This is a genomic window from Kitasatospora sp. A2-31 (genome assembly GCF_022288725.1).
Taxonomy (GTDB): domain Bacteria; phylum Actinomycetota; class Actinomycetes; order Streptomycetales; family Streptomycetaceae; genus Kitasatospora.
This window is the reverse complement of record NZ_JAKNTA010000012.1, coordinates 117,525-139,321: the sequence shown is the minus strand read 5'-3', so window position 1 is coordinate 139,321 and position 21,797 is coordinate 117,525. Positions and strand designations below refer to the sequence as shown.

Annotated in this window: 20 protein-coding genes and 1 pseudogene; 7 read left to right on the top strand and 14 right to left on the bottom strand. The window is 74.2% G+C overall.

Annotation, left to right across the window (positions count from 1 at the left end; all coding sequences use genetic code 11):
* Positions 1–189: 189 nt before the first annotated feature.
* The 6 genes from MCM47_RS29375 to MCM47_RS29350 all read right to left on the bottom strand — a co-directional run bounded on the left by MCM47_RS29375 (position 190) and on the right by MCM47_RS29350 (position 7,187).
* A complete protein-coding gene (locus MCM47_RS29375; RefSeq protein WP_238864706.1) occupies positions 190–2,916 on the bottom strand; it encodes a fumarate reductase/succinate dehydrogenase flavoprotein subunit in 2,727 nt (908 codons plus the stop codon).
* Positions 2,913–3,695 carry an ABC transporter ATP-binding protein gene (locus MCM47_RS29370; RefSeq protein ID WP_238864705.1) on the bottom strand — a complete coding sequence of 261 codons (783 nt, stop codon included), beginning with the start codon at positions 3,693–3,695 and terminating at the stop codon, positions 2,913–2,915. Before MCM47_RS29370 ends, MCM47_RS29375 begins: the two co-directional genes overlap by 4 nt.
* A complete protein-coding gene (locus tag MCM47_RS29365; protein ID WP_238864704.1) occupies positions 3,692–4,699 on the bottom strand; it encodes an ABC transporter permease in 1,008 nt (335 codons plus the stop codon). Before MCM47_RS29365 ends, MCM47_RS29370 begins: the two co-directional genes overlap by 4 nt.
* Positions 4,696–6,090 carry an ABC transporter substrate-binding protein gene (locus tag MCM47_RS29360; protein WP_238864703.1) on the bottom strand — a complete coding sequence of 465 codons (1,395 nt, stop codon included), beginning with the start codon at positions 6,088–6,090 and terminating at the stop codon, positions 4,696–4,698. Before MCM47_RS29360 ends, MCM47_RS29365 begins: the two co-directional genes overlap by 4 nt.
* A 10-nt stretch (positions 6,091–6,100) precedes the next feature.
* On the bottom strand, positions 6,101–6,328 hold the full coding sequence (locus MCM47_RS29355; RefSeq protein WP_238864702.1) for a ferredoxin family protein: 228 nt from the start codon (positions 6,326–6,328) through the stop codon (positions 6,101–6,103).
* A 106-nt stretch (positions 6,329–6,434) separates the two neighbouring features.
* A complete protein-coding gene (locus MCM47_RS29350) occupies positions 6,435–7,187 on the bottom strand; it encodes a GntR family transcriptional regulator (RefSeq protein ID WP_238864701.1) in 753 nt (250 codons plus the stop codon).
* A gap of 269 nt (positions 7,188–7,456) precedes the next feature.
* Here MCM47_RS29350 and MCM47_RS29345 point away from each other — a divergent pair, with 269 nt between their 5' ends.
* The gene (locus MCM47_RS29345; protein WP_238864700.1) at positions 7,457–8,041 is read left to right on the top strand and encodes a DUF6434 domain-containing protein; all 585 of its coding nucleotides are present in this window, start codon (positions 7,457–7,459) and stop codon (positions 8,039–8,041) included.
* Between the two features lie 67 nt (positions 8,042–8,108).
* On the opposite strand, the gene MCM47_RS29340 is transcribed toward MCM47_RS29345, so the two are convergent.
* Positions 8,109–9,086 (bottom strand): ABC transporter ATP-binding protein, encoded by a 978-nt coding sequence (locus tag MCM47_RS29340; protein WP_238864765.1) that lies wholly within the window; start codon positions 9,084–9,086, stop codon positions 8,109–8,111.
* On the opposite strand from MCM47_RS29340, the pseudogene MCM47_RS44155 reads away from it, so the two are divergent.
* Positions 9,057–9,209: pseudogene (locus MCM47_RS44155) on the top strand (hypothetical protein); the annotation flags it as partial. The gene MCM47_RS29340 and the pseudogene MCM47_RS44155 overlap by 30 nt on opposite strands.
* 142 nt (positions 9,210–9,351) lie before the next feature.
* Here MCM47_RS44155 and MCM47_RS29335 read toward each other — a convergent pair.
* From MCM47_RS29335 to MCM47_RS29310, 6 genes are all read right to left on the bottom strand, one after another.
* Positions 9,352–10,377: an ABC transporter ATP-binding protein gene (locus MCM47_RS29335; protein WP_238864699.1), complete on the bottom strand. Its 1,026-nt coding sequence runs from the start codon at positions 10,375–10,377 to the stop codon at positions 9,352–9,354.
* Positions 10,374–11,384 (bottom strand): ABC transporter permease, encoded by a 1,011-nt coding sequence (locus MCM47_RS29330; protein ID WP_238864698.1) that lies wholly within the window; start codon positions 11,382–11,384, stop codon positions 10,374–10,376. Before MCM47_RS29330 ends, MCM47_RS29335 begins: the two co-directional genes overlap by 4 nt.
* Before the next feature lie 57 nt (positions 11,385–11,441).
* Entirely contained in the window at positions 11,442–13,226 is a 1,785-nt protein-coding gene (locus MCM47_RS29325) for an ABC transporter substrate-binding protein (RefSeq protein WP_238864697.1), read from the bottom strand.
* Between the two features lie 31 nt (positions 13,227–13,257).
* A complete protein-coding gene (locus MCM47_RS29320; protein ID WP_238864696.1) occupies positions 13,258–14,253 on the bottom strand; it encodes an ABC transporter permease in 996 nt (331 codons plus the stop codon).
* 227 nt (positions 14,254–14,480) lie between these two features.
* The gene (locus MCM47_RS29315) at positions 14,481–15,293 is read right to left on the bottom strand and encodes a serine aminopeptidase domain-containing protein (protein WP_238864695.1); all 813 of its coding nucleotides are present in this window, start codon (positions 15,291–15,293) and stop codon (positions 14,481–14,483) included.
* A gap of 171 nt (positions 15,294–15,464) precedes the next feature.
* Positions 15,465–15,818, bottom strand: a complete 354-nt coding sequence (locus MCM47_RS29310; protein ID WP_238864694.1) for a DUF6401 family natural product biosynthesis protein — start codon at positions 15,816–15,818, stop codon at positions 15,465–15,467.
* A 197-nt stretch (positions 15,819–16,015) separates the two neighbouring features.
* On the opposite strand from MCM47_RS29310, the gene MCM47_RS29305 reads away from it, so the two are divergent.
* From MCM47_RS29305 to MCM47_RS29285, 5 genes are all read left to right on the top strand, one after another.
* A complete protein-coding gene (locus MCM47_RS29305) occupies positions 16,016–16,942 on the top strand; it encodes an LLM class F420-dependent oxidoreductase (RefSeq protein ID WP_238864693.1) in 927 nt (308 codons plus the stop codon).
* Positions 16,943–17,260: 318 nt separating this feature from the next.
* Positions 17,261–18,022, top strand: coding sequence for an ATP-binding protein (locus MCM47_RS29300; protein WP_238864692.1), 762 nt, complete (start codon positions 17,261–17,263; stop codon positions 18,020–18,022).
* 300 nt (positions 18,023–18,322) lie between these two features.
* Complete coding sequence (locus MCM47_RS29295) at positions 18,323–19,333, top strand: zinc metalloprotease (RefSeq protein ID WP_238864691.1); 1,011 nt, start codon at positions 18,323–18,325, stop codon at positions 19,331–19,333.
* A gap of 348 nt (positions 19,334–19,681) precedes the next feature.
* Positions 19,682–20,125, top strand: coding sequence for a universal stress protein (locus MCM47_RS29290; protein WP_238864690.1), 444 nt, complete (start codon positions 19,682–19,684; stop codon positions 20,123–20,125).
* Positions 20,126–20,164: 39 nt separating this feature from the next.
* Positions 20,165–21,001: a DNA-formamidopyrimidine glycosylase family protein gene (locus tag MCM47_RS29285; protein WP_238864689.1), complete on the top strand. Its 837-nt coding sequence runs from the start codon at positions 20,165–20,167 to the stop codon at positions 20,999–21,001.
* Between the two features lie 42 nt (positions 21,002–21,043).
* On the opposite strand, the gene MCM47_RS29280 is transcribed toward MCM47_RS29285, so the two are convergent.
* Complete coding sequence (locus MCM47_RS29280) at positions 21,044–21,679, bottom strand: uridine kinase (RefSeq protein WP_238864688.1); 636 nt, start codon at positions 21,677–21,679, stop codon at positions 21,044–21,046.
* Positions 21,680–21,797 lie beyond the last annotated feature (118 nt).

Below are 21,797 nucleotides of genomic sequence, written 5' to 3'. Positions count from 1 at the left end.
CGCCGCCCCGGCCGCCCCCACCCCGAGCGCGCAGACCCAGGACGCGCCGCAGACCACCGCCTACGACGAGGTGGACCACCTCGGCGACTCCGCGCCCAAGGCCGGCACCGCCGCGCCCGCACCGGGCGGCGTGGCCGGCAGTCGCCGCCCGCGCCGCCTGCGCCGCCGAGGCGGTCCCGGGGCCGTGCGTCAGGCGCCGGCCGCCGCGGCGGCTGCCGCCCGGCGGTGCGGGCGGAGCGCGAGCCGGGCGTAGGCGCGGACGTCGGCGTCGGAGTCGGCCAGGCGGGCGCGCAGGGCCTCGGCGACCGCGGGTTCGGCCGCAGCGGGGGCCGAGGCACGGACGGCGGCCTTGCGGACGTCGGCCTCGCGGTCGTCCAGCAGCGCGAGCAGCGGCGGCAGCAGACCGGCCGCGCCGAGGGCCGCCGCGGCCGCCTTGCGGACCTGCCAGGAGTCGTCCCCGGCGGCGGCCAGCCGGGCCAGCTCGGGTGGGCAGCCGATGCCGGCGGCGCCGGTGAGGGCTGCGGCCCGTACCAGCGGGTCGGGATCGCCCGCCAGCCGGACCAGGGCCGGGGTCGCGGCCGGGTCGCCGACGGTGCCGAGACCCTCGCCGACCGCCACCCGCACCTCGCGGGCGGGGTCCGCGACGGCCACCGCCAGCGCGGGTCCGTCGTCCAGCGACACCAGCCCGTGCACGGCCTGCAGCCGCACGGCCACGGCGGCGTCGGCCAGCCCGGCGGCGAACAGCCCGGACGAGCCGGTGCGCAGCACCCGGGCGAGCTCCAGGGCGCCGGCCCGGACCACCGGGTCCGGCGACCCGGCCGCGCGGGTGAGGTCGGCGCCGAGCGCCGCCCCGTCCAGCACCTCGGCCAGTTCGCGCAGCCCCGCCACCGCCGACGCCCGGACCCGCTCGTCCGCGTCGCCCAGGGCCCGGGCGAGCGCGGGTCCGGTGCCCGCCGGGGCGCTCTCGGTGAGGACGGAGACCGCCGTCCGGCGGACGTCGGCGACGGGGTCGACGAGGTAGGGTGCGACGTCGTCGAGACCGGGCTGCCGTTCGGCGAGCCGGAGCAGGTCGAGCAGGCGGGGGGAGACGGACCCCGCGGCCGCCCCTGGCCGCGCGCTGGCCTCCGCACGGGAGGTCGCGGTGCCGGTGGCCGCCGTGGTGCGGCCGACCGGCTGCGGGTGCACCTCGCCGAGCACGGTGACCGGGAGGTCCGGCGGCTCCAGCCCGTCCACCGGCACCAGGTAGGGGGCGACGGGCCGGGTGAGGAACTCCATCGCGCCGGCCGCGTTCTTGCGCAGGTTCAGGTGGCTGAACCACCGCCTGTCGTCCCGCCCCGGGTGGTCGAGCCGCTGGTGGTAGAGGCCCCAGCGGCTCTCGGTGCGGGCCAGCGAGGAGCGGGCGGCCATCTCGGCGCAGTCCCGGATGAAGTCCACCTCGACCGCGCGCATCAGCTCGTGCGGCGTGCGGGCGCCCATCCGCGCGATCTCGTCGCGCATCCGCTCCACGTGCTCCAGGGCCAGCGACAGCCGTGCCCCGGTCTTCGGCGGGGCGACGTAATCGTTGACGAAGCGCCGCAGCTTGTACTCGACCTGCGGCTGCGGGGGCCCGTCCGGGTTGCGCAGCGGGCGGTAGACCAGCTCGTGCGCGGCCCGGACCTGGTCCAGCGGCAGCTCGGCGCGGTCGGCCGGCAGGTGCTCGGCGGCGTGCCGGCCGGCGAGGTCGCCGAAGACGAACGCGCCGATCATGTAGTTGTGCGGGACGCAGGCGAGGTCCCCCGCCGCGTACAGGCCGGGCACGGTGGTGGCGGCGTTCTCGTCCACCCAGACGCCGGACGCGGAGTGGCCGCCGCACAGGCCGATCTCGGAGATGTGCATCTCGACGTCGTGGGTACGGTAGTCGTGCCCGCGCCCGGAGTGGAACGTGCCCCGGGTGGGTCGCTCCGTCGTGTGCAGGATCGACTCCAGGGCCTGGACCGTCTCCTCCGGCAGGTGCGTGGTGCGCAGGTACACCGGGCCGCGGTCGGAGGCGAGTTCGGCGGCGAACTCCGCCATCATCTGCCCCGACCAGTAGTCGGAGTCGACGAACCGCTCGCCGTGCCGGTTGACCTGGTAGCCGCCGAAGGGATTGGCCACGTAGGCGCACGCGGGCCCGTTGTAGTCCTTGATCAGCGGGTTGATCTGGAAGCACTCGATGCCGCTGAGCTCGGCGCCCGCGTGGTACGCCATGGCGTAGCCGTCGCCGGCGTTGGTCGGGTTCTCGTAGGTGCCGTACAGGTAGCCGCTCGCGGGCAGGCCGAGCCGGCCGCAGGGGCCGGTGGCCAGCACCACCGCGCCGGCCGAGACGGTGACGAACTCCCCGCTGCGGGTGTCGAATCCGGCGGCCCCCACCGCCCGGCCGCCGGCGGTGAGCACCCGGACCGGCATCACCCGGTTCTCGATGGTGATCCGCTCGCGCAGCCGGCGCTGCCGCAGGACGCGGTAGAGCACCTTCTTGACGTCCTTGCCCTCCGGCATCGGCAGCACGTAGCTGCCCGAGCGGTGCACCTGGCGCACCAGGTACTCGCCGTGCTCGTCCTTCTCGAACTTGACCCCGTACCGCTCCAGCCGCTGGACCATCGCGAAGCCGCGGGTGGCGGTCTGCCGGACGGTGCGCTGGTCGACGATGCCGTCGTTGGCGCGGGTGATCTCCGCGACGTAGTCGTCCGGGTCCGCACGGCCCGGGACGACGGCGTTGTTGACGCCGTCCATGCCCATGGCCAGCGCGCCGGAGTGCCGCACGTGCGCCTTCTCCAGCAGCAGGACGCTCGCCCCGGACTCGGCCGCGCTGATCGCGGCCATCGACCCGGCGGTGCCACCGCCGACCACCAGGACGTCGCAGCTCAGCCGGCGGGCCCCGGCGGGGTCGGGGATCTTCATGAGGAGCCTTTCTCGGGACTCCGGCGGCTCTCGGGACTCCGCCGGCCGGGGTCGGACAATTGGTCGAGCAGGAGGGTGCGCAGCGCGAGGACGGCCGGCTCGCCGCGGGCGGCGGGTTCGCGGGCGTGCGGGACGCCGTGGACCGCTGCCAGCGTCCCGCCGCCGAGGACGGCCACCCGGTCGCCCAGCAGCAGCGCCTCGTCGACGTCGTGGGTGACGAAGACCACCGTGCAGCGCTCCTCCTCCCAGACCGTCAGGAGCAGCTGCTGCATCGCGGCCCGGGTCTGGGCGTCGAGGGCGCCGAACGGCTCGTCCATCAGCACCGCCCGGGGTGAACCGACCAGTGCGCGGGCGAGCTGGACGCGCTGGCGCTGCCCGCCGGAGAGCTCGCGCGGCAGCCGCCGCTCCAGCCCGGCCAGACCGACCCGCTCGATCCACCCGGCGACCGGCGCCCGGCGCCCCGCCCGCGGGGTGCGCCGTACGGCGAGCGGGAGTTCCACGTTGCGCCGCACCGTCCGCCAGGGCAGCAGGCCGTCCTCCTGGAAGACCAGTGCACGATCGGCGCCGGGTCCACGCAACGGCTGCCCGTCGGCGAGGAGCTCACCGCCGGCAGGCTCCGCCAGGCCGGCGAGGGCGCGCAGCAGGGTGGACTTGCCGCACCCGGAGGCGCCGACCACGGTCAGCACCTCGCCGGGGGCGACGTCCAGGTCGACGCCGTCGAGCACCGGGTGCCCGGGGTGTCCGAGGCGCAGGCCCCGGGCGGTCAGCCGCAGGCTCATACCCGTGCCTCCTGCGGGTCGGGCACCGCGGGCGGTGCGGTGCGGGACGCGGCCGGTGCGGTGGCCGGTGCGGTGGCGGGCCGCGGGGGCCGAACCGCCGCGCGGGCCGGGGGCAGCCAGGAGGTGAGCCGGCCGCCGATCAGCTCCACCGCGCCGGAGGTGGCCCAGCCCAGCAGCCCGATGGTGGCCATGCCGACGAACACCCCCGGGTAGTCGAGCACGGTGTACGCCGCCCACGTCCGGTAGCCGACGCCGAACTGCCCGGACACCATCTCCGCCGAGATGACGCAGATCCACGCCACCCCGATGCCGACGGACAGGCCGCCGACGATGCCGGGCAGTGCGCCGGGCAGGACGACGCTGCGCAGCACGCGCGCCCGCCCGCCGCCCATGGTCCGGACGGCCTCCTCCCAGAGCGGCGGCACGGCCCGGACGGCGTGCCGGGTGGAGACCAGAACGGGGAAGAACGCGGCGGTGCAGGTGATGAACACGATCCCCTGCTCGTTCTCGGGGAAGAGCATGATCGCGACCGGTACCAGCGCGATCGCCGGGATCGGCCGGACCACCTCCAGCACCGGCCCGAGCAGATCGGCCGCCCACCGGGAGCGGGCGGTCAGCACCCCGGCGGCCACCCCGAGCACGGCCGCCAGCAGGAAGCCGCTGCCGATCCGTCGAAGGCTGTCCGCGAGGTCCTGCCAGTACTCGTCGGTGGCGAGCCGCCGCCCGAAGGCCTGCCAGACCTGGACGGCCGTCGGCAACTGGTCGAACCGCACCCAGAACCGGACCCGCTGCTGCGTCAGCACCTGCCAGAGCCCCACGAACGCGAGCAGCGCCGCCGACTGCCGCAGTCGTTGCCGGATCCGGGCACCGCGCCGGTGGCCGGGCCGGTCGTCGGGTCCGGGGTCGGGTCGGATGTCCCGCAGGGCGGCTGACCGGCGGCCGGGCCGGGCGCCCGGCAGCGGGCGGGTGCGGCGAGGGGCGCCGGTGCCCGGGGGCGCCGTCATGACGCCGCCAGCGCTTCCCGGTAGGACAGCTGCCGGGCACCGGGGTGGGCCCCCAGGTACGCCGTGGCGCCGTCCTCGGTGGTGAACGGCAGCAGCGCGGCGCCGTCCTGCACCCACCAGTCCTTGTCCGCGAACCAGCGCGTCCCGGTGACGGCGTCCGGCACGTAGGCGGCGCGGACCTTCCTCCCCGGGTCCTTCAGCGCACGCAGCAGGCAGCCGGGGTCGGCGGCCGGGCGGGTGGCGTCCTCGCCGTCGAACCAGATCTCCCCGGCCAGCTTCGGGTCCTCCACCGGCCGGCCGCAGACTGGGTCGGTACCGGTGATCCGGGCCGGGGCGATCGCCGGCAGTCCGGCCTGCTGCTGGTACGAGGGGTCGACGAACCTCTCGACGTCCAGCGCCTTGAGCACGCCCACCGACCGGAGGAACGGCACGTCCTCGCGCAGCGCGTCCAGCAGTCCGGCGTCCAGCGGGGTGGCGAAGGTGGCGATGCCGTTCGGGCCGTTGTAGAGGTGCACCACTTCGGGCGCCAGCCCGGTCGCCTCGGCGACCTTCCGGCTCGCCTCCAGCGGGTGCTCATTGAGGTAGCGGGTGGCGGCGGCCTGGGCCTGGAGGAAGGCCCGGACCACCGCGGGGTGCTCGGCGCCGTACTTCTGGCGGATCACCACGCCGTGCAGCGTGGGGCGGCCGAGCGCGGCCCCGTCGTAGAGCAGCCGGCCCTCACCGGCGAACACCACGGCGCCGGGCCAGGCAACGAACTGGGCCAGCGCGTCCACGCCGCCGGCCTTCAGCGCGGACGCTCCGACGGCGGGCTGCTGGTTCTGCTTCTGGATCCCGGCCTCCGACACGCCGGCCTTGGCGAGCGCCTGGACCAGGGTGCCGTCCGCGGCCGAGCCGACCGAGGTGGACACCTTCTTCCCCTTCAGGTCCGCCAGCGTGTGCGCGGGCGAACCGGTCGGCACCACGACGGAGTTGAGCGCACCGAGCAGGTTGTAGCCGGTGACGGAGACCAGCCGGGTGCCGGGCCCGCCGGCCTCCTGGGCGCGGGAGCCGTTGATCAGCAGGGGGTAGTCGCCCATCGAACCGATGTCGATCTTCTCGGCGAGCATCTGCGCGGTGATCGGTGCTCCGGAGTCGTAGTCCTGCCAGGTGACCCGGTACGACGTCCCGTCCCGGCGGCCCAGCTCGGCGAGCTGCTGCTCGAAGTAGCCCTGGGCGCGCAGCAGGGTCCCGGCGGTCACGGTGTTGATGGTCTTCGACTGGTAGCCGACGACCACTTCGACACGGCCGCCGCCCTCCGCGGCGGGCGAGGAGGAGCAGGCGGTGGCGGCGGTCAGTACGGCGGCGGCGAGCAGCGCGGGGGCGGATCTCACGGGTGGTGCGGTACGGCGCATCTGGCGGTCCTCAGCGGAGTAGGTAGGGCATGTTGACGGTGACCGCGCCGGTGGGGCAGCGGGCGGCGCACGGGCCGCAGTACCAGCACTCGTCGACGTGCATGTAGGCCTTGCCGGTGTCCGCGTCGATGGCCAGCGAATCCAGCGGGCACACCTCGACGCACAGGGTGCAGCCGTCGATACAGAGCGAGGCGTCGACGGTCACGGGCACGTCGGAGCGGTGGTCGGCGAGTGCCATGGGGCTTCCTCGGGGGCTCGGGGCTGAGGGGTTCGGGTCAGGGGGGTCGGACGGGTCAGGCAGGTCGGACGGGTCGAGTTGGTCGGGCGGGGCAGGGCTCCCGGGCTCAGGTGAGGTCGCGGAGCAGCCGGCCCTGCATGGTGATCCGGTCGCCGCGGAAGCGGACGTACTCCAGGTCGACGGGTCGGCCGTCGACCAGTGAGGTGAGCCGCTCCAGCATCAACAGGGCCGACCCGCGCGGGACTTCGAGCACGGCGGCGGAGTGCGGGTCGGCGTTGACCGCCTCCAGGGTGATGTCCGCCCGGCCGAGCGGCCGGCCGGTGACCTCCTCGATCAACCGGAAGATGTCCTGGGTGGCGAGGTCCTCGGCCGAGAGCTCGGCGCCGATGTCCGGCGCCAGGTAGGTGAGGTCGAGCGAGAGCGGCAGTCCGTTCAGCCGGCGCAGCCGCTCGACGTACACCACGTCCGCACCCTCGGGCAGGCCGAAGCGGCGGGCCACCGGGCCGGGCGCGCGGACCGGGCCGAACGCCCGGACCTCGTTCGCCACGTCGCCGTGCTCGTGCAGGGTCTCGGCGAGCCCCTGTAGCCGGTTCAGCCCGTGCGGCACCTTGTCGGCGACCACGAGCGTGCCCGAGCCGGGCACCCGGCGGACCAGCCCCTCGCCGCGCAACAGGTCCAGCGCCTCCCGGACGGTGTTCCGCGAGGCGGCGAACTCCTCCGCCAGGCGGTCCTCGTGCGGCAGCGGGCCGTCCTTGAAGGCGTCGCTCAGCACCTGTCGGCGCAGGACGTCCGCCACCTGCCGGGCCCGGTCGGCGCGCAGCCGCCGGGCTCCGGCCCGGGTCGGGTTCTCGCTGGTCATCGGCGCTGCTCCGGGTCGGGGGACGGGTTCGGCGAGAACCATAGAGCGGTACCCACGGGTTTTTCGTTGCCACCGCGTTACGCCACCTGATGCCCCGTCGAGCACCCGCCTCACCTGGGCGAACACCGTCGGTGCGGGGCGAACTGCCACCGGCCGGGCAGGCCGCCGAGCGGTCCCCGGCGCGGCGCCCCCGGTGACTCCGAAGCCCCGGTCCGGTCCGACCCGCACGCGCCGCGGACGGGGACCGGGTGCGCGGCAGAATGGCGGGCATGAACGAGAACCCGAACGGCGGTGCGCCCGTCGCCGAATCCAGGCCGCCGCTCACGGCCGCCCTCACCGGGGCCGAGCTGCAGCGCTGGTACTGGACCCTGGAGGAGCTCACCGCTCTCGCCCGGGCGATGGGCGTCGCACGGTCGGGCGGCAAGACGGTGCTCACCGCCCGGCTCGTGGCGGCGCTGGACGGCCTGCCGCTGCCCGCCGCCCCGGCCCGCCGCCGGCCGGCGGCCGCGCAGCTGGCCGGGCCCGTCGACGGCGACACCGTGATCCCGCCCGGCCAGCGGTGCAGCCAGGTCCTGCGGACGTACTTCGTCGAGGCGATCGGCCCCGGCTTCCACTTCGACGCCTTCATGCGCGACTTCATCGCCCGGAGCGCCGGCCGGTCCCTGGCGGACGCGGTGGCCCACTGGCACGCCACCCGCCCGGACGCGGCCCGGCCGCGCGAGATCGCGGAGCAGTTCGAGTTCAACCGGTTCACCGTCGCCTGGCACCGCCGGAACCCGGCCGGCACCCGCGCCCAGGCGCGGGAGGCCTGGTTCGCCCATCGTGCACTCCCCAGGACGCCCGCCGGGGGCTGATCCGGACGGCACCGCGGAGAGCCCGCCCGCCACTTCGGCGCCCACGAGGGGAACGTCGCCCCGGTGGTCACGAGCCGCCGAGGTTCTCCGGGAAGTGGCAGGCCACGCGGTGGCCGGGTGCGAGTTCGCGGAGCGGGGGTTCGACCTCGCGGCAGATCCGTTGGGCCTTCCAGCAGCGGGTGTGGAAGCGGCAGGCCGGCGGCGGGTCGATGGGGGAGGGGACGTCGCCGGTGAGCAGGATGCGTTCGCGCCGCCGGCTCGGGTCCGGCTCGGGCGTGGGCACGGCGGACATCAGGGCCACGGTGTAGGGGTGCATCGGCCCGGCGTACACCGACTCCCGCGAACCGATCTCCACGATCTTCCCCAGGTACATCACCGCCACCCGGTCCGAGACGTGCCGGATCACCGAGAGGTCGTGGGCGATGATCAGGTAGGTCAGGCCGAGCTCCTGCTGGAGGTCGTCCAGCAGGTTGACCACCTGGGCCTGGATCGACACGTCCAGGGCGGAGACCGGCTCGTCTGCGACGATCATCTTCGGCCGCAGGGCCAGTGCCCGCGCCACTCCGATGCGCTGGCGCTGGCCGCCGGAGAACTCGTGCGGGTAGCGGTTGTAGTGCTCGGGGCTGAGCCCGCACAGCTCCAGGAGCTCCTGGACGGCGTGCTTGACCCCGCCGGGGGGCTTCATCCCCTGCAGCCTGAAGGGTGCGCCGACGATGGTGCCCACGGTGTGGCGGGGGTTCAGCGACGAGAACGGGTCCTGGAAGATCATCTGGAGGTCGCGGCGCAGCGGGCGCATGGCTCCGCGCGAGAGGTGCGAGATGTCGCGCCCCTCGAACTCGATCGAGCCGGCGGTCGGTTCCTCCAGCCGCAGGACCAGCCGGCCGGTCGTGGTCTTGCCGCAGCCCGACTCGCCGACGACGCCGAGCGTCTCGCCGGCGTCGACGGTGAAGTCGATGCCGTCCACCGCACGGACGGCGGCGACCTGACGGCGCAGCAGGCCTTCGGTGATCGGGAAGTGCTTGACCAGGCCGCGTACCGTGAGCAGCGGTTCCTGGCCTCCGGGCCGGGCGGCCTCCGGGCGGCGAGGGCGATCGGGACGAGCGGCGGGCTGCCCGGTGCTCGGCTGTCCGGTGCTCGGCTGCCCGGCGTCCGGCTGTGCGGTGCTCGGCTGCCCGGCGTCCGGCTGTCCGGTGCTCGGCTGCCCGGCGTCCGGCTGTGCGGTGCTCGGCCGCCCGGTGCTCGGCTGTCCGGCGTCCGGCCGCCCGGTGTGCGGCTCAACGGCGTAGCTCTCCACGGCGTTCGGCCCCGCGTCACAGCCGCGGGGCGACCTCCTCCCGGAAGATCCGCCGGCGCAGCTCCGGCGGCAGGTGGCAGGCCACCAGGTGTCCGGCTCCGGCGGCGCCGGTCAGCTCGGGCACCTCGACGTAGGACCGGTCGCCGTTGCGGACGGCGTACGGGCAGCGCGGGTGGAAGGAGCAGCCGGGCGGCAGCCGGATCAGGCTGGGCGGGTTGCCGGCGATCGGCACCAGCCGCTCCTGCCGCTCGCGGTCGATCCGCGGCATCGAGCTCAACAGCCCCCAGGTGTAGGGGTGTTCCGGTGCGGAGAACAGCTCCTCGGCCCGGCCCTTCTCCATGCAGGTGCCGGCGTACATCACCAGGATCTCGTCGGCGAGTTCGGCGACCACGCCCAGGTCGTGGGTGATGATGATCACCGCCGAGCCGAAGGCCTGCTGCAACTCCCGGATGAGGTCGAGGATCTGGGCCTGCACGGTGACGTCGAGGGCGGTGGTGGGCTCGTCGGCGATCAGCAGGTCCGGGTCGTTGATCAGGGCCATGGCGATCATGGCGCGCTGGCGCATGCCGCCGGAGAACTGGTGCGGGTAGTCGTCCACGCGCCGGTCGGGCCGGGGGATGCCGACCCGGCCGAGCATCTCGACGGCGCGGGCGCGGGCGCGGCCGCGCGGGGCGTCGGGGTGGTGCACCCGGTAGGCCTCGACGAGCTGCCAGCCGATCGTGTAGTAGGGGTGCATCGAGGTCAGCGGGTCCTGGAAGATCATGGCCATCTTCCGGCCGCGCAGGTGCCGCACCACGTCGGGTTCGGTGCCGATGACCTCCTGGCCGTCGAGGCGGACGGAGCCGCTGATCACGGCCCGCTTGGAGCGGTGCAGGCCCATGACGGCGAGCGAGGTGACGGACTTCCCGGAGCCGGACTCCCCGACGATGCCCAGCGTGTGGCCGCGGTCGAGGGAGAAGGAGATCCCGTCGACGGCGCGGACCAGGCCGTCGTCGGTGTCGAAGTGGACCCTGAGGTCCTCGACCTCCAGGAAGTGGGTCATCGGTACCTCACCCGGGGATCGGCGGCGACGTACAGGACGTCGACGACGAGGTTGGCCACGATGATGAAGAACGCGGCGAGCGTGGTGACCGCCATGATCTTCGGCAGGTCGTTGTCGGCGATCGCCTGCACCGCGTACTGGCCCACGCCGGGCAGCGAGAACGCCGTCTCGGTGAGGACGGCACCGCCGAGCAGCAGGCCGAGGTCCAGGCCGAAGATCGTGATGATCGGGGTCAGTCCGGCCCGTAGGCCGTGCCGGACCACCACCCGCCGCTCGGTCAGCCCCTTGGCCCGCGCGGTGCGGATGTAGTCCTCGCTCATCGCCTCCAGCATTCCGGCACGGGTCAGCCGGGCGTACAGCGCGGAGTAGAGGAAGGACAGGGTCACCCACGGCAGCACGAGGTTCTTCGCCCACAGCAGCGGGTTGTCGGTGAACGGCACCCAGTGGAGGTTGGCGAAGACCGGCCATCGGTAGCTGAACAGCGCCAGCGAGACCAACGCGGTGAAGAAGATCGGGAGGGAGACGCCGGCCAGCGCCACGGCCATCGAGAAGCGGTCGAAGATGCTGCCGCGCTTGAGCGCCGAGATGACGCCGATGGTGACGCCGGTCCCGAGCCACAGCACCGCCGCGCCGAAGGCCAGCGAGAGGGTCACCGGGATGCGGGCGCTGATCTGCGGCCAGACCGGCAGGTGGGACTTGAAGGAGTAGCCGAAGCACGGCACGGCGCAGTGGGAGGCGTCCGGGCCGTAGTGGAAGTCGCGGCCGACGACGATCCCGCTGACGAACTGCCAGTACTGCTCGTACAGGGGCTGGTCGAAGCCGAGGTTCTTGCGGACGGCCGCCAGCGCCTCGGGGCTGGGGTCGCGCCCGACGTACTGGGCGGCCAGCTGGTCGGTCGTCTCGCCGGCGAGCCGCGGCACGAGGAAGAAGATGGCGAAGGTGACGGCCGTGACGACGAAGAGCAGCAGCACCGCGGCGAGGAGCCTGCGGACGATGTACGCGCCCATGGCTGCGGCCCGGCCCCCGCGGGGCGCGGGGGCCCGGGGCCAATCACCTCCCCGTGATCACTTGGTGCCGATGTTGAGGTAGTCGTACATGCCGTACGCCGAGGTCACGTAGACGTTGGTGGCGCTGTCCGGCCGGTACAACGGGTCCTTGCGGTCGAGCAGCGGGACCAGCGGGGCCTGCTGCATGGCCGCCTGGTCGATGTCGCCCCAGGCCTTGGTCCGGGCTCCGCTGTCGGTGTTGCCGATGGCGGAGGCGAGCATCTGGTTGATGGCGGGATCGTTCAGCTCGGATAGGTTGGAGTTGCCCGAGGCCTTGATCGTCTGGCCGTCGAGGATCTGCTCCAGGAAGCCGTAGCCGGTCGGCCAGTCGGCGGCCCAGGCCATCATCATGAGGCCGATGCCGTGGTCGTGGACGAAGGCCGGCGCACCGGCGTTGTCGGTGAAGTACTTCCCGGACGGGTACTGCTGGATGTTGGCGGTGATCCCGACCTGCTTGAGCGAGGCCTGCACCGCCTGGGCGAGCGCGATCTCGTTCGGCCGGTCGGAACGGGCGGACAGGTTGGTGGTGAAGCCGCCGGGCTGCCCGCACTGGGCGAGCTGGTCCTTGGCCTTGGCCAGACCCTCGGGGGAGTTCGCTCCCTTGTGGTCGGGGGTGGCGTACGGATCGTCGTACTGGCGGTAGCCGTTGACGGTCGGCGGCAGGATGCCGGTGGCGATGTCGCCGTGGATGTCACCGCCGGTGGCGGTCTGCGCCGACAGCCGGTCCACCGCGTACGCGACGGCCTGGCGGCAGTGCAGGTTGTCGAACGGTTTGACGGCCGTCGAGATCGCGACGTAGGCGAGCGCGCCGCTCTGGGCGTCGTCGATGTGGGCCTTCTGGGACGGGTTGGACAGGGCGGTCGCCTGGGTGGCCGCCGCGATGCCGGCACCGCCGAGGTCCATCGTCGCGTTCCCGGCGATCAGGTTCTGGTCGATGGTGGTCTGCGCGACGTTGAACTGCACCACGATCTTGTCGGGGTACTGCTTGCGGATCTGATCGCTGTCCGCGCTCCAGTTGGGGTTGCGCACCAGCGTCGCGCCCACACCGTCCTGGTAGCTCTGGAACATGTACGAGCCCGAGGAGACGATGTTCTTGACGTAGTCCGCGCCGCCGTCCTTGGCCTGCGGCACGGGCGCCGCCTGCGGGTTGGCGACCAGGTAGTCGAAGTCGGCGAACGGCTGGCTGAGGTGGAAGACGATCGTGGTGTCGTCGGGCGTCTCGATCGAGTTCAGGCCGCCGCCCTTGTCCTTGTAGGGCCCCTGGTAGTCGGGGGAGTTGTTCACCAGGTACTGGTTGAAGTAGGTCGGGCCGTTGGACAGCACGTCGGGTGCGAAGTTGCTGCGCTCGACGGCGTACTTGACGTCCTTGGTGGTGATGGGCGTGCCGTCCGAGTACTTCAGACCGGGCCGGATGTGGTACGTCCAGGTCTTCCCGTCGTCGCTGGCGGTGCCCAGCCCGGTCGCCAGGTCCGGGACGACCTTGAGCCCGTCCTGGCCCGGAGCGGGCTGGTAGGTGGTCAGCGAACGCGCGTACAGCCGGGAGAAGTCCCACATGAAGGCGTAGTAGGTGTTGCCCGGATCCATCGAGTCCGGGGTGCTGGACAGCTGGTAGGTGACCGTGCCGCCCGCGTGGGTGGACGGGTTGACCACACCGTCCAGGCCCGCGTTGTACTCGGCCGAGGCCGCGTCGCCCCCGCCCGCGCCGGTGGCGGAACCCTGACCGGAGCCGGAGGCGCAACCGGTCACGGCGATCAGCAGGGCGGCCGCCGCGGCGGCGAGTCCGGTGGTTCGTGATCTCCTCATGGTGGGTCTCTTCTCATCCTTTGCCCGCGCGTCAGTTGCTCCGCGGGTCGAGAGCATCCCGGAGCCCGTCGCCGAGCAGGTTGAACGCCATGACGGTGACGAAGATCGCCAGGCCCGGCACGACCATGAACTCCGGATCGGCCTGGTACAGTCCGACGGCCTGGCTGAGCATGCCGCCCCAGGACGCCTGCGGCGGTTGGATGCCCACCCCGAGGAAGCTCAGACCGGCCTCGAACAGGATGTTGGTGGGGATCAGCAGCGTCGAGTACACGATGATCGGGGCCACCAGGTTCGGCAGCATCTCCTTGAACAGGATGTGCGGGCCGCGGGCGCCCAGGCTCCGGGCCGCGTCGACGAACTCGCGCTCGCGCAGCGACAGTGTCTGGCCGCGGATGATCCGGCCCATGTAGGGCCAGTTGAAGAATCCGATCACGAAGATCAGCACACCCATGTGGAGGGTCAACCCGTGCAGGCCGAAGGCGCCGCCCTGAAGTGAGGCCGACAGCGCGATGGCGAACAACAGCAGCGGGAAGGCCAGGAAGATGTCCATCAGCCGGCTGATCACCGTGTCGATCCAGCCGCCGTAGTAGCCCGCCGTCACCCCGAGGACCGTGCCGATCAGCACCGACAGCAGGGTCGCGCCGAACGCCACCGCGAGGGAGACCCAGGAACCCTCGATGATCCGGGCCAGCAGGTCCCGCCCGTACTGCGGCTCGATGCCCAGCGGGTGCGCCCAACTGATCCCGCCCAGCGCTCCCTTGGGGCGCAGCAGGACCGGATCGATCAACTCCTGGTGGAACTTGTCGGGTTCGAGGGAGAAGATCGACTCGACCACCTTGGAGAACACCGCCAGCAGCATCAGGCCGATCACCACGACGCCGCCCGCGACCGCCAACTTGTCCCGCTTGAACCGCATCCAGGCGATCTGGCCCAGCGACCGTCCCTCGATCCGCTCGCCCATCCCGGACAACACGGAGTCCGGCTGCGCCTCGGCAGCCGAGCCCGGGACATCCAGCGGTGAGGTCATGACCTGCACTCCGCTTCCGGCGACGAGTCCGACACTGTGACGTGCGGCTTTCCACTTCGCCGGGTTCTAATCGGCCGGGTTCTAATCCGCCGGGTTCGATCCGGTTCCCGCGGGATCCGGAACCGGCCGTTCGCGGCGGGCGCGCGGTCGGGCGGTCGTGGGTCGCCCGGGCGCCGGCGCTCGGTCAGGCGTCGGTGGCCGGCCCCGGTCGGACGTCGGTCGCGGGGTCAGGCGTCCGTGGGCAGGGCCGTGGGGGCGGGCCGGGGAACCGCGGTGCGGGGCTGGGGCGGGAGCGGGAGGGTGAGCGCGTCGGCGGAGCCGGCGGGCAGGGCGAGGGCGGCGGCGGCCTCGGCGGGGAGCTCGCGCAGGCCGAGCAGGCCGGCGCCGAGACGGGCGGTGGCGCGGTGCCAGTCGCCGATCCGCTGGAGCAGCGCGTGGCCGCTGCCGACCACCGTGTAGCCGCAGACCCGGGCCCCGGCGGCGCGGCTGCGGGCGGCGAAGGCGAGCGTGTCGGCGGGGGCCGTCACCCGGTCGCGGTCGCCGTGCAGCATCAGGACGTCCCGGCCGGCGAGCTGCTCGCAGGCGTCCTCGGCCGGGCACCACGGGGCCAGGGCGATGACCCCGGTCACGTTGGGGTGGCCGGCCGCGTAGAGCGCGGCGCGGCCGCCCATCGAGTGGCCGACCAGGACGGTGGGAACCCGGCCCAGCTCCTCGGCGAGGTCGCCGAGGGCGGCACGGGTGTCCCGGCCCGCGTCGGCGCGCTCGCCGTTCCAGCCGCGGTGGCGGTAGCGGACGGTGCCGATCGCCACGCCGGCTCCGGCCGTCTCGCGGCGCAGCGCGCGGACGAAGCCCTGCATCCGCAGGCCCGGCAGGTTGATCGGGCCCGGCCGGGAGAGGCTGTGCTCCTCGCCGCCGTGCAGTACGAGGACGGCGGCCGCCGGCCGTTCCGGCAGCTCGCGCCAGATCAGGGCGCGGTGCCCGCCCACGCCGGCCTCGCGGCCGGTTCTCACCGTGTGCGCCGTGTCGCCGTCCCTGCTCATCAGCTACCGCCCACCCTGCTCTCCGTCCGTCGACCGCCACTGTACGCGGCCGCGCCCCGGCCGCGCCTTGGTGGTTCCGCGCCGATCAGGAGATGGCCGGGGTGCGATCGGAAAGCGACGGGAAGCGGGCAGAGGTGGTAGGCAGAGGCGGCAGGGGGCGGGACCGAGCGCTCAGGGGGCGAGCAGACCGTGCTCGCGCGCCAGCCAGCAGACCGCGGTGAGCCGGTGCACCGCGTACTCGTGCGCGGCCCGGTCCAGTCCGCCGCTCTCGGCGAGCGCGTCGAGCAGGCCGAGCGCGTAGTCCGACAGATCCGCGCGGCCCAGACGGCGGGGGAGCAGCTCGGGGCCCTGGGCGTACAGCAGCTCGCGCACGGCCGCGGCGTGCTGGTCGACCGCCGCCAGGAAGCCCGGCTCGACGGCCGGCCCGGCGAGCCGCGGGCCGAAGGCGGCGGCGATCCAGGGCAGGGGGCACCCCGCCGGCTGCTGGGCGGAGCGCCGGCGGAACTCGTCGGGCGTGGCGAACATCCGTCCACGGTAGGCGACCGGTCCGCCGGGTACGGCAGCCCGCGGCGGATCGGTGTTGAGACCTTGGCCACCTCCCGGGGAGCGCGGCCGGCGGCCGGCGGCGTTCCGACCGCGGTGCGGCGGCGCTCCGCCGCCGCTGCGGCGGGGATCGGCGGATCGTCCCGGAGCGCGGGGTGCTCTGCACCAGAATGGGCCTTATGGATCTTCGCATCTTCACCGAACCCCAGCAGGGCGCGAGCTACGACACGCTGCTCACCGTCGCCCGCACCGCCGAGGAGCTGGGCGCCTTCAGCGCCTTCTTCCGCTCCGACCACTACCTGAAGATGGGCGGTGTGAGCGGCCTGCCCGGCCCCACCGACGCCTGGATCACCCTGGCCGGCCTCGCCCGCGAGACCAGCACCATCCGTCTCGGCACCCTGATGACCGCCGCCACCTTCCGGCTGCCGGGCGTGCTCGCCATCCAGGTCGCCCAGGTCGACGCGATGAGCGGGGGCCGGGTCGAGTTCGGCCTCGGCGCCGGCTGGTACGAGGAGGAGCACACCGCCTACGGCGTCCCCTTCCCCAAGGAGAGGTTCGGTCGGCTGGAGGAGCAGCTGGCGATCGTCACCGGGCTCTGGTCCACCAAGCTCGGCGACACCTTCGACTTCGAGGGCGAGTACTACCGGCTGTCCGACTCGCCGGCGCTGCCCAAGCCGGTCCAGGAGAAGATCCCCGTCCTGGTCGGCGGTACCGGCCCGACCAGGACGCCGGCGCTGGCCGCCCGCTTCGCCGACGAGTTCAACCTGCCGTTCACCTCGATCGAGGGGAGCGCCGCCCAGTTCGGCCGGGTCCGGGCCGCCGTCGAGCGGGCCGGCCGCCGGCCTGAGGAGCTGGTGTACTCCAACGCCCTGGTCGCCTGCGTGGGCCGTGACGACGCCGAGGTGGCCCGCCGGGCGGCTGCGATCGGCCGCGAGGTGGACGAGCTGAAGGCGAACGGGCTGGCCGGTACCCCGGACGAGGTGGTGGAGAAGCTCGGCCGCTACGCCGAGGTCGGTACCGAGCGGGTCTACCTGCAGATCCTGGACCTGGACGACCTCGACCACCTGGAGCTGATCGCCTCCCGGGTCGCGCCGCAGCTCGGCTGACCGCCGGGCCGGCGTGCGCCGTGGCCGTCTGCCCTGTGGCGCCACCACCCGCGTCCCCGGGCGTTCCGGAGCGGCCCGCACCCCCCGGGCGTTCCGGAACCACCCGGGCCCCCGGGCACCTCGGGGTCCCGGACTCGCCGGCGCGCGCGCCCCGGACCCGGCCCCGCCCGCCCGCCGCCGAGGGCGGGCGGGGGCGCGGTGTTGTGGGCGGTCGGTGAAAGGACTCGGCCGGACCGTGGCTGAGCACTAGTCTTTACTCTCTCTTGAGCAGGGAAGGCTCCTTGCGAGGCGGAGGCCGGGGAGTCAGGGGGAGTGCCGGTGGTGGAGGTCGAGGCCGAGGTGTCCGGGGCCGGGGCGCCCGTGCCGAGAGCCGTGGGCCGGGCCGGCCAGCGCGCGGCCGGCGAGCGCGTAGCCGGGGAGTGCGCGGCAGACGAGTGCGCAGCGGGGCCTGTGCTGCGCCCGCGCGGGCTGCACGACCTGCGCCGGGCGGCCCGTGGCGGTGCCGCCGGCCCCGTCGACGCCGCCGGCCCCGCCGGCGCGCCGGTCGCCCTGCACTACCGCGCCGACGACCTGCTGGTCGTCTCCGGGCTTCCCGGCAGCGGCAAGAGCACCCTGATGCGCCGGTGCATCCGGGCCGGACTGGTCGACTCCCAGCAGGTGCGGGAGGAGTTCGCGAAGCGGTTGCCCGACCGGTTGCCGTACTTCGTCTACCGGCCGCTGGTCCGCGTCGCGCACTACCGACGGCTTCGCCGCGCGGTGCTGGACGGCGGGCCGCTCGCGGTGCACGACTGCGGCGCGCTGCCCTGGGTCCGGCTCTGGCTCACCCGCGCGGCCGCGCGCCAGGGGCGGCGGGTGCACCTGATCCTGCTGGACGCCACCGCCGGTGAGGCCCGCGAGGGCCAGCGCGCCCGCGGCCAGGGGGTCTCGGCGTACGCGTTCGCCCGGCACCGGAAGGCAGCCGGGCGGCTGCGCCGCAGGCTGGCGGGAACGGGGGAGCCGCCCGCCGGCTGTGCGTCGGCCGTGGTACTCGACCGGGCCGGTGCGCGCGCCCTGCGGGAGATCGTCTTCGTGGCGTCGTAGTCTCGGCGAGGCGGTGCGGGGCCGTCCGCCGAGCCGTCCGGGGTGCCTCTCCGGAGCCCCGTCGGGCGGACGGCAAGTCAATTTTCGGACAACCCGGGGGCATCACCCCGATCGCTGGACACCGGAAATGCTCCATCTGAGACCGGCGTCGATCGATCGGGCTTCCGGGCGCCGTCCGATTTGTCGTCAGAACTTTCAGGCCGAAAGAGAACTGACGCGTACACGTGGCCCTGCGTAGCCTTTGGACTCGGCGGTCCCCCAACGGCCGCCACCCCCCACAACTCCCTTTCAGGAGCGCAGATGCGTCGTTCTGCCCGCGTCCCCTCGCGTGTCCCCCGCAGATTCCTCAGCGCCGCCGCCCTCGTCGCCGCCCTCGGCCTCAGCCAGTTCGCCGCGCCGTCCGCGTTCTCCAGCGTCGCCCAGGCCCCCTCCGCGGCCCAGTGCGTCGGCGGCGAGAGCGGTGCGAGCCAGGACGCGGCCGCCCGCAAGCCCGCCGGCAGCGCCACGACCCAGGAGCCCAACGCCGTCTCCGACCTCCAGGCCAAGGCCATGGACGCGGACCTGCAGGCCCGGCTCGCCAAGCTGGCGAACTCCGCCCAGGGCAACGCGCTGCTCGCCCCCGGCACGCTGGCCGCCACCACCACCATCCCGGTGTACGTGCACGTCGTCCACTCCGGGTCGACCGGCAAGCTCAGCGCCGCGACCATCGCCCAGCAGATCTCCGTCCTGAACGCCGCCTACGGCGGCCAGGGGGCCGGCAACACCCCGAGCCAGTTCCAGTTCCAGCTGGTGGGGACGGACTACACCGACAACGCGACCTGGTACAACGGCATCACCCCGGGTTCCGCGGCCGAGAAGTCGATGAAGACCTCGCTGCGCAAGGGCGGCGCCAACGCCCTCAACCTCTACACCGCCAAGCTCGGCCAGTCGCTGCTCGGCTGGGCGACCTTCCCGAGCTCGTACCGGTCGAACCCGTCCGACGACGGCGTGGTCATCCTCGACTCCTCGTTCCCCGGCGGCTCGGCCGCCAACTACAACGAGGGCGACACCGCCACCCACGAGGTCGGCCACTGGCTCGGGCTGTACCACACCTTCCAGGGCGGCTGCAGCGGCCAGGGCGACTACGTCTCCGACACCCCGGCCGAGAAGAGTGCCGCCTACCAGTGCCCCACCGGTCGGGACACCTGCACCGCCACCGGGGTCGACCCGATCCACAACTTCATGGACTACACGTACGACTCCTGCATGACGCAGTTCACCGCCGGCCAGGTCGCCAGGATGGCCAACTCCTGGGCCGCCTACCGGGCCTGACGGCCGGCGCCGTCTCCGGTGGCTCCTGCCGCGTCCGGGCGGGGGTCGCGGGGCGGCCGACGCAGCGCCGTCCGCGAAAACGCTGGCGGGTGCGCGGGGGATGGGACCCGTGCACCCGCCAGTACCAGTTCCGCACGCCGGTGCGGGGCCCGTGCGGTGCCAGCCGCCGGTCGCACCCGCGGGTCCGAAAGCGCCGGGAGTCGCGGCGTGCCAGTTCGCCGGTGAATGTCCGTGTTGATCTATGTTTGGGGCGTCGAGTCGGCCTTCGGGCTCCTTCGGACCGAGCGGGCCGCCCGCCCGTCAGGTCGGGAAGCCGGGGGCCGGGCAAACCGAGCAAGGAGCAGCGGCATGGCCAACAGCGCGCACCCCCGGATCGTCGTCGGCGTGGACGGCTCACCCGCCTCGGAGCAGGCACTGCGCTGGGCCATCGACTACGCCGGCCTGACCGGGGGCACCGTCCACGCCCTCGCGGCCTGGGACTACCCGGCGTTCTACGGCTGGGCCGGGCTCAGCGCGCCCCCGCCCGAGGGTCTCCACCCCGAGGAGCTGGCCGGGCAGGCGCTCTCCGAGACGGTCCGGCGGGTGGCCGGGGACGACGCCGGGGTGCCGATCTCCGAGGCCGTGGTGCCGGGCAACGCCGCCAAGGCGCTGCTGGACGCCGCGAAGGGCGCCGCGCTCGTCGTGGTCGGCAGCCGGGGCCTCGGCGGGTTCACCGGGGCGCTGCTCGGATCGGTCAGCCGCCACCTCACCGAGCACGCGCCCTGCCCGGTCGTCGTGGTCCGCGAGGGGTAGCCGTCTTGTGGATCGACCGGGCGGAGGCAGGATGGTGGCATGCCTGAAGGTGACTCCGTCTTCCGTGCGGCGGCCCGGCTGCACGACGTCCTCGCCGGCCGGGTGCTGACCACCGCCGATCTGCGGGTGCCCGCCCACGCCACCGCCGCCCTCGCCGGCCGCCGGGTCCTGGAGGTCACCCCGCGCGGCAAGCACCTGCTCACCCGGTTGGAGGGCGGCCTCACCCTCCACACCCATCTGCGGATGGACGGCCGCTGGGAGGTCTACCGCCCCGGCGAGCGGTGGGCGGGCGGTCCCGCCTGGCAGATCCGCGCCGTCCTCGCCACGGAGGCCGGGACGGCGGTCGGCTACCGGCTGCCCGTCGTCGAACTGCTGCGCACCGCGGACGAGGAGCGCGCGGTCGGCCACCTCGGGCCGGATCTGCTCGGCCCCGACTGGGATCCGGCGGAGGCCGTGCGCCGACTGCTCGCCCACCCGGGCAGGCCGGTCGCCGAGGCGCTGCTCGACCAGCGCAACCTGGCCGGCATCGGCAACGTCTACGCGAACGAGCTCTGCTTCCTGGCCGGTGTCACGCCGTGGACCGCGGTCGGTGAACTGCCGCGCGCCGACCGGCTGGTGGAACGGGCGCGGCAGCTGCTCGACGCCAACCGGCTGCGCGAGGGCCACATCACCACCGGCGACACCAGGCGCGGCTACCGGCACTGGGTGTACGGACGCGCCGGTCGGCCGTGCCCGCGGTGCGGCACGCTGGTGCTGACGGCCACCCAGGGCACGCCGCCGCAGGAGCGGGTGGCCTTCTGGTGCCCGTACTGCCAGCGCGGCCCGGCGCCCGAGGCGGTCCGGCCCGGCGCGGGGGCCCGCCGCCCGACGCGCTGAGCGGCCCGCCGCGGGCGTCCACCGCGGCGGAACCACCCGTCCCTACGGGTGCTCGACCAGGGCCGGGTGGCGGGGGTCGTCCACCCGGACGGTGACGTCGGCGGCCTCGGCCGGACCGGTCTCGGCCTCGTAGCGGGCGAAGGCGGGCAGCGTCCACTGCTCCTCCGGCGCCGTACGACGGGCCAGGGCGGCCGGGGTGAGCGCCAGATGGACGGTCAGCTCGAAGGGCAGCCAGCGCCCGAGCAGCAGCGCGCCGTCCAGCAACAGCACGCCGCCCGGCGGCAGTTCCCGGTAGGGTGCGCGGGTCGAGCGGTCGGTCACGGGATCGCGCAGGGACGGCAGGACGCGGCCGGTGCCGCCGGGGTCCAGCGGGGCGAGGACCTCGCGGAGCAGGGCACCGTCGTCGAGCCAGAGGTCGTGGAAGGCGTCCGCGTCCTGCCTGCCGTACTCCAGCCGGACCGAGGCGGGGCGGAGGAAGTCCGCGGCCGACACGCGCAGCGCGGGGCGACCGCGCAGGCGCAGCGGCTCCACCAGCGCGTCCGCGAGCGCCCCGGGCCGGGCGGCGGCCGCGCCGTCCACCGCGACCCGCTGCCACGTGCCGTCCGCCCCGGGGAGAGCGGCGATGCGGTCGGCGAGCAGTTCGGCGAGCCGGTCGGGCGAGATCGGGTGTACCTGCACCCGCCCATCCTGCCCCGGCCCCGGCCGCGGCGGGGCCGCGGGGGCGGATCCGTCCGGTGCGCCCGGCGACCTCAGGCGCCCGGCCGGGACCGCGGCGGCCCGGACGGGGCCGGGGCGG

Excerpts from the sequence above, each read along its gene's own strand:
- MCM47_RS29285 (WP_238864689.1), top strand. The coding sequence starts at position 20,165 with ATGCCTGAAGGTGACTCCGTCTTCCGTGCGGCGGCCCGGCTGCACGAC.
- MCM47_RS29360 (WP_238864703.1), bottom strand. The coding sequence starts at position 6,090 with ATGCGCCGTACCGCACCACCCGTGAGATCCGCCCCCGCGCTGCTCGCC.
- MCM47_RS29375 (WP_238864706.1), bottom strand. The coding sequence starts at position 2,916 with ATGAAGATCCCCGACCCCGCCGGGGCCCGCCGGCTGAGCTGCGACGTC.
- MCM47_RS29315 (WP_238864695.1), bottom strand. The coding sequence starts at position 15,293 with ATGAGCAGGGACGGCGACACGGCGCACACGGTGAGAACCGGCCGCGAG.
- MCM47_RS29365 (WP_238864704.1), bottom strand. The coding sequence starts at position 4,699 with ATGACGGCGCCCCCGGGCACCGGCGCCCCTCGCCGCACCCGCCCGCTG.
- MCM47_RS29370 (WP_238864705.1), bottom strand. The coding sequence starts at position 3,695 with ATGAGCCTGCGGCTGACCGCCCGGGGCCTGCGCCTCGGACACCCCGGG.
- MCM47_RS29310 (WP_238864694.1), bottom strand. The coding sequence starts at position 15,818 with ATGTTCGCCACGCCCGACGAGTTCCGCCGGCGCTCCGCCCAGCAGCCG.
- MCM47_RS29330 (WP_238864698.1), bottom strand. The coding sequence starts at position 11,384 with ATGGGCGCGTACATCGTCCGCAGGCTCCTCGCCGCGGTGCTGCTGCTC.
- MCM47_RS29350 (WP_238864701.1), bottom strand. The coding sequence starts at position 7,187 with ATGACCAGCGAGAACCCGACCCGGGCCGGAGCCCGGCGGCTGCGCGCC.
- MCM47_RS29335 (WP_238864699.1), bottom strand. The coding sequence starts at position 10,377 with ATGACCCACTTCCTGGAGGTCGAGGACCTCAGGGTCCACTTCGACACC.
- MCM47_RS29295 (WP_238864691.1), top strand. The coding sequence starts at position 18,323 with ATGCGTCGTTCTGCCCGCGTCCCCTCGCGTGTCCCCCGCAGATTCCTC.
- MCM47_RS29320 (WP_238864696.1), bottom strand. The coding sequence starts at position 14,253 with ATGACCTCACCGCTGGATGTCCCGGGCTCGGCTGCCGAGGCGCAGCCG.
- MCM47_RS29345 (WP_238864700.1), top strand. The coding sequence starts at position 7,457 with ATGAACGAGAACCCGAACGGCGGTGCGCCCGTCGCCGAATCCAGGCCG.
- MCM47_RS29325 (WP_238864697.1), bottom strand. The coding sequence starts at position 13,226 with ATGAGGAGATCACGAACCACCGGACTCGCCGCCGCGGCGGCCGCCCTG.
- MCM47_RS29305 (WP_238864693.1), top strand. The coding sequence starts at position 16,016 with ATGGATCTTCGCATCTTCACCGAACCCCAGCAGGGCGCGAGCTACGAC.
- MCM47_RS29290 (WP_238864690.1), top strand. The coding sequence starts at position 19,682 with ATGGCCAACAGCGCGCACCCCCGGATCGTCGTCGGCGTGGACGGCTCA.
- MCM47_RS29355 (WP_238864702.1), bottom strand. The coding sequence starts at position 6,328 with ATGGCACTCGCCGACCACCGCTCCGACGTGCCCGTGACCGTCGACGCC.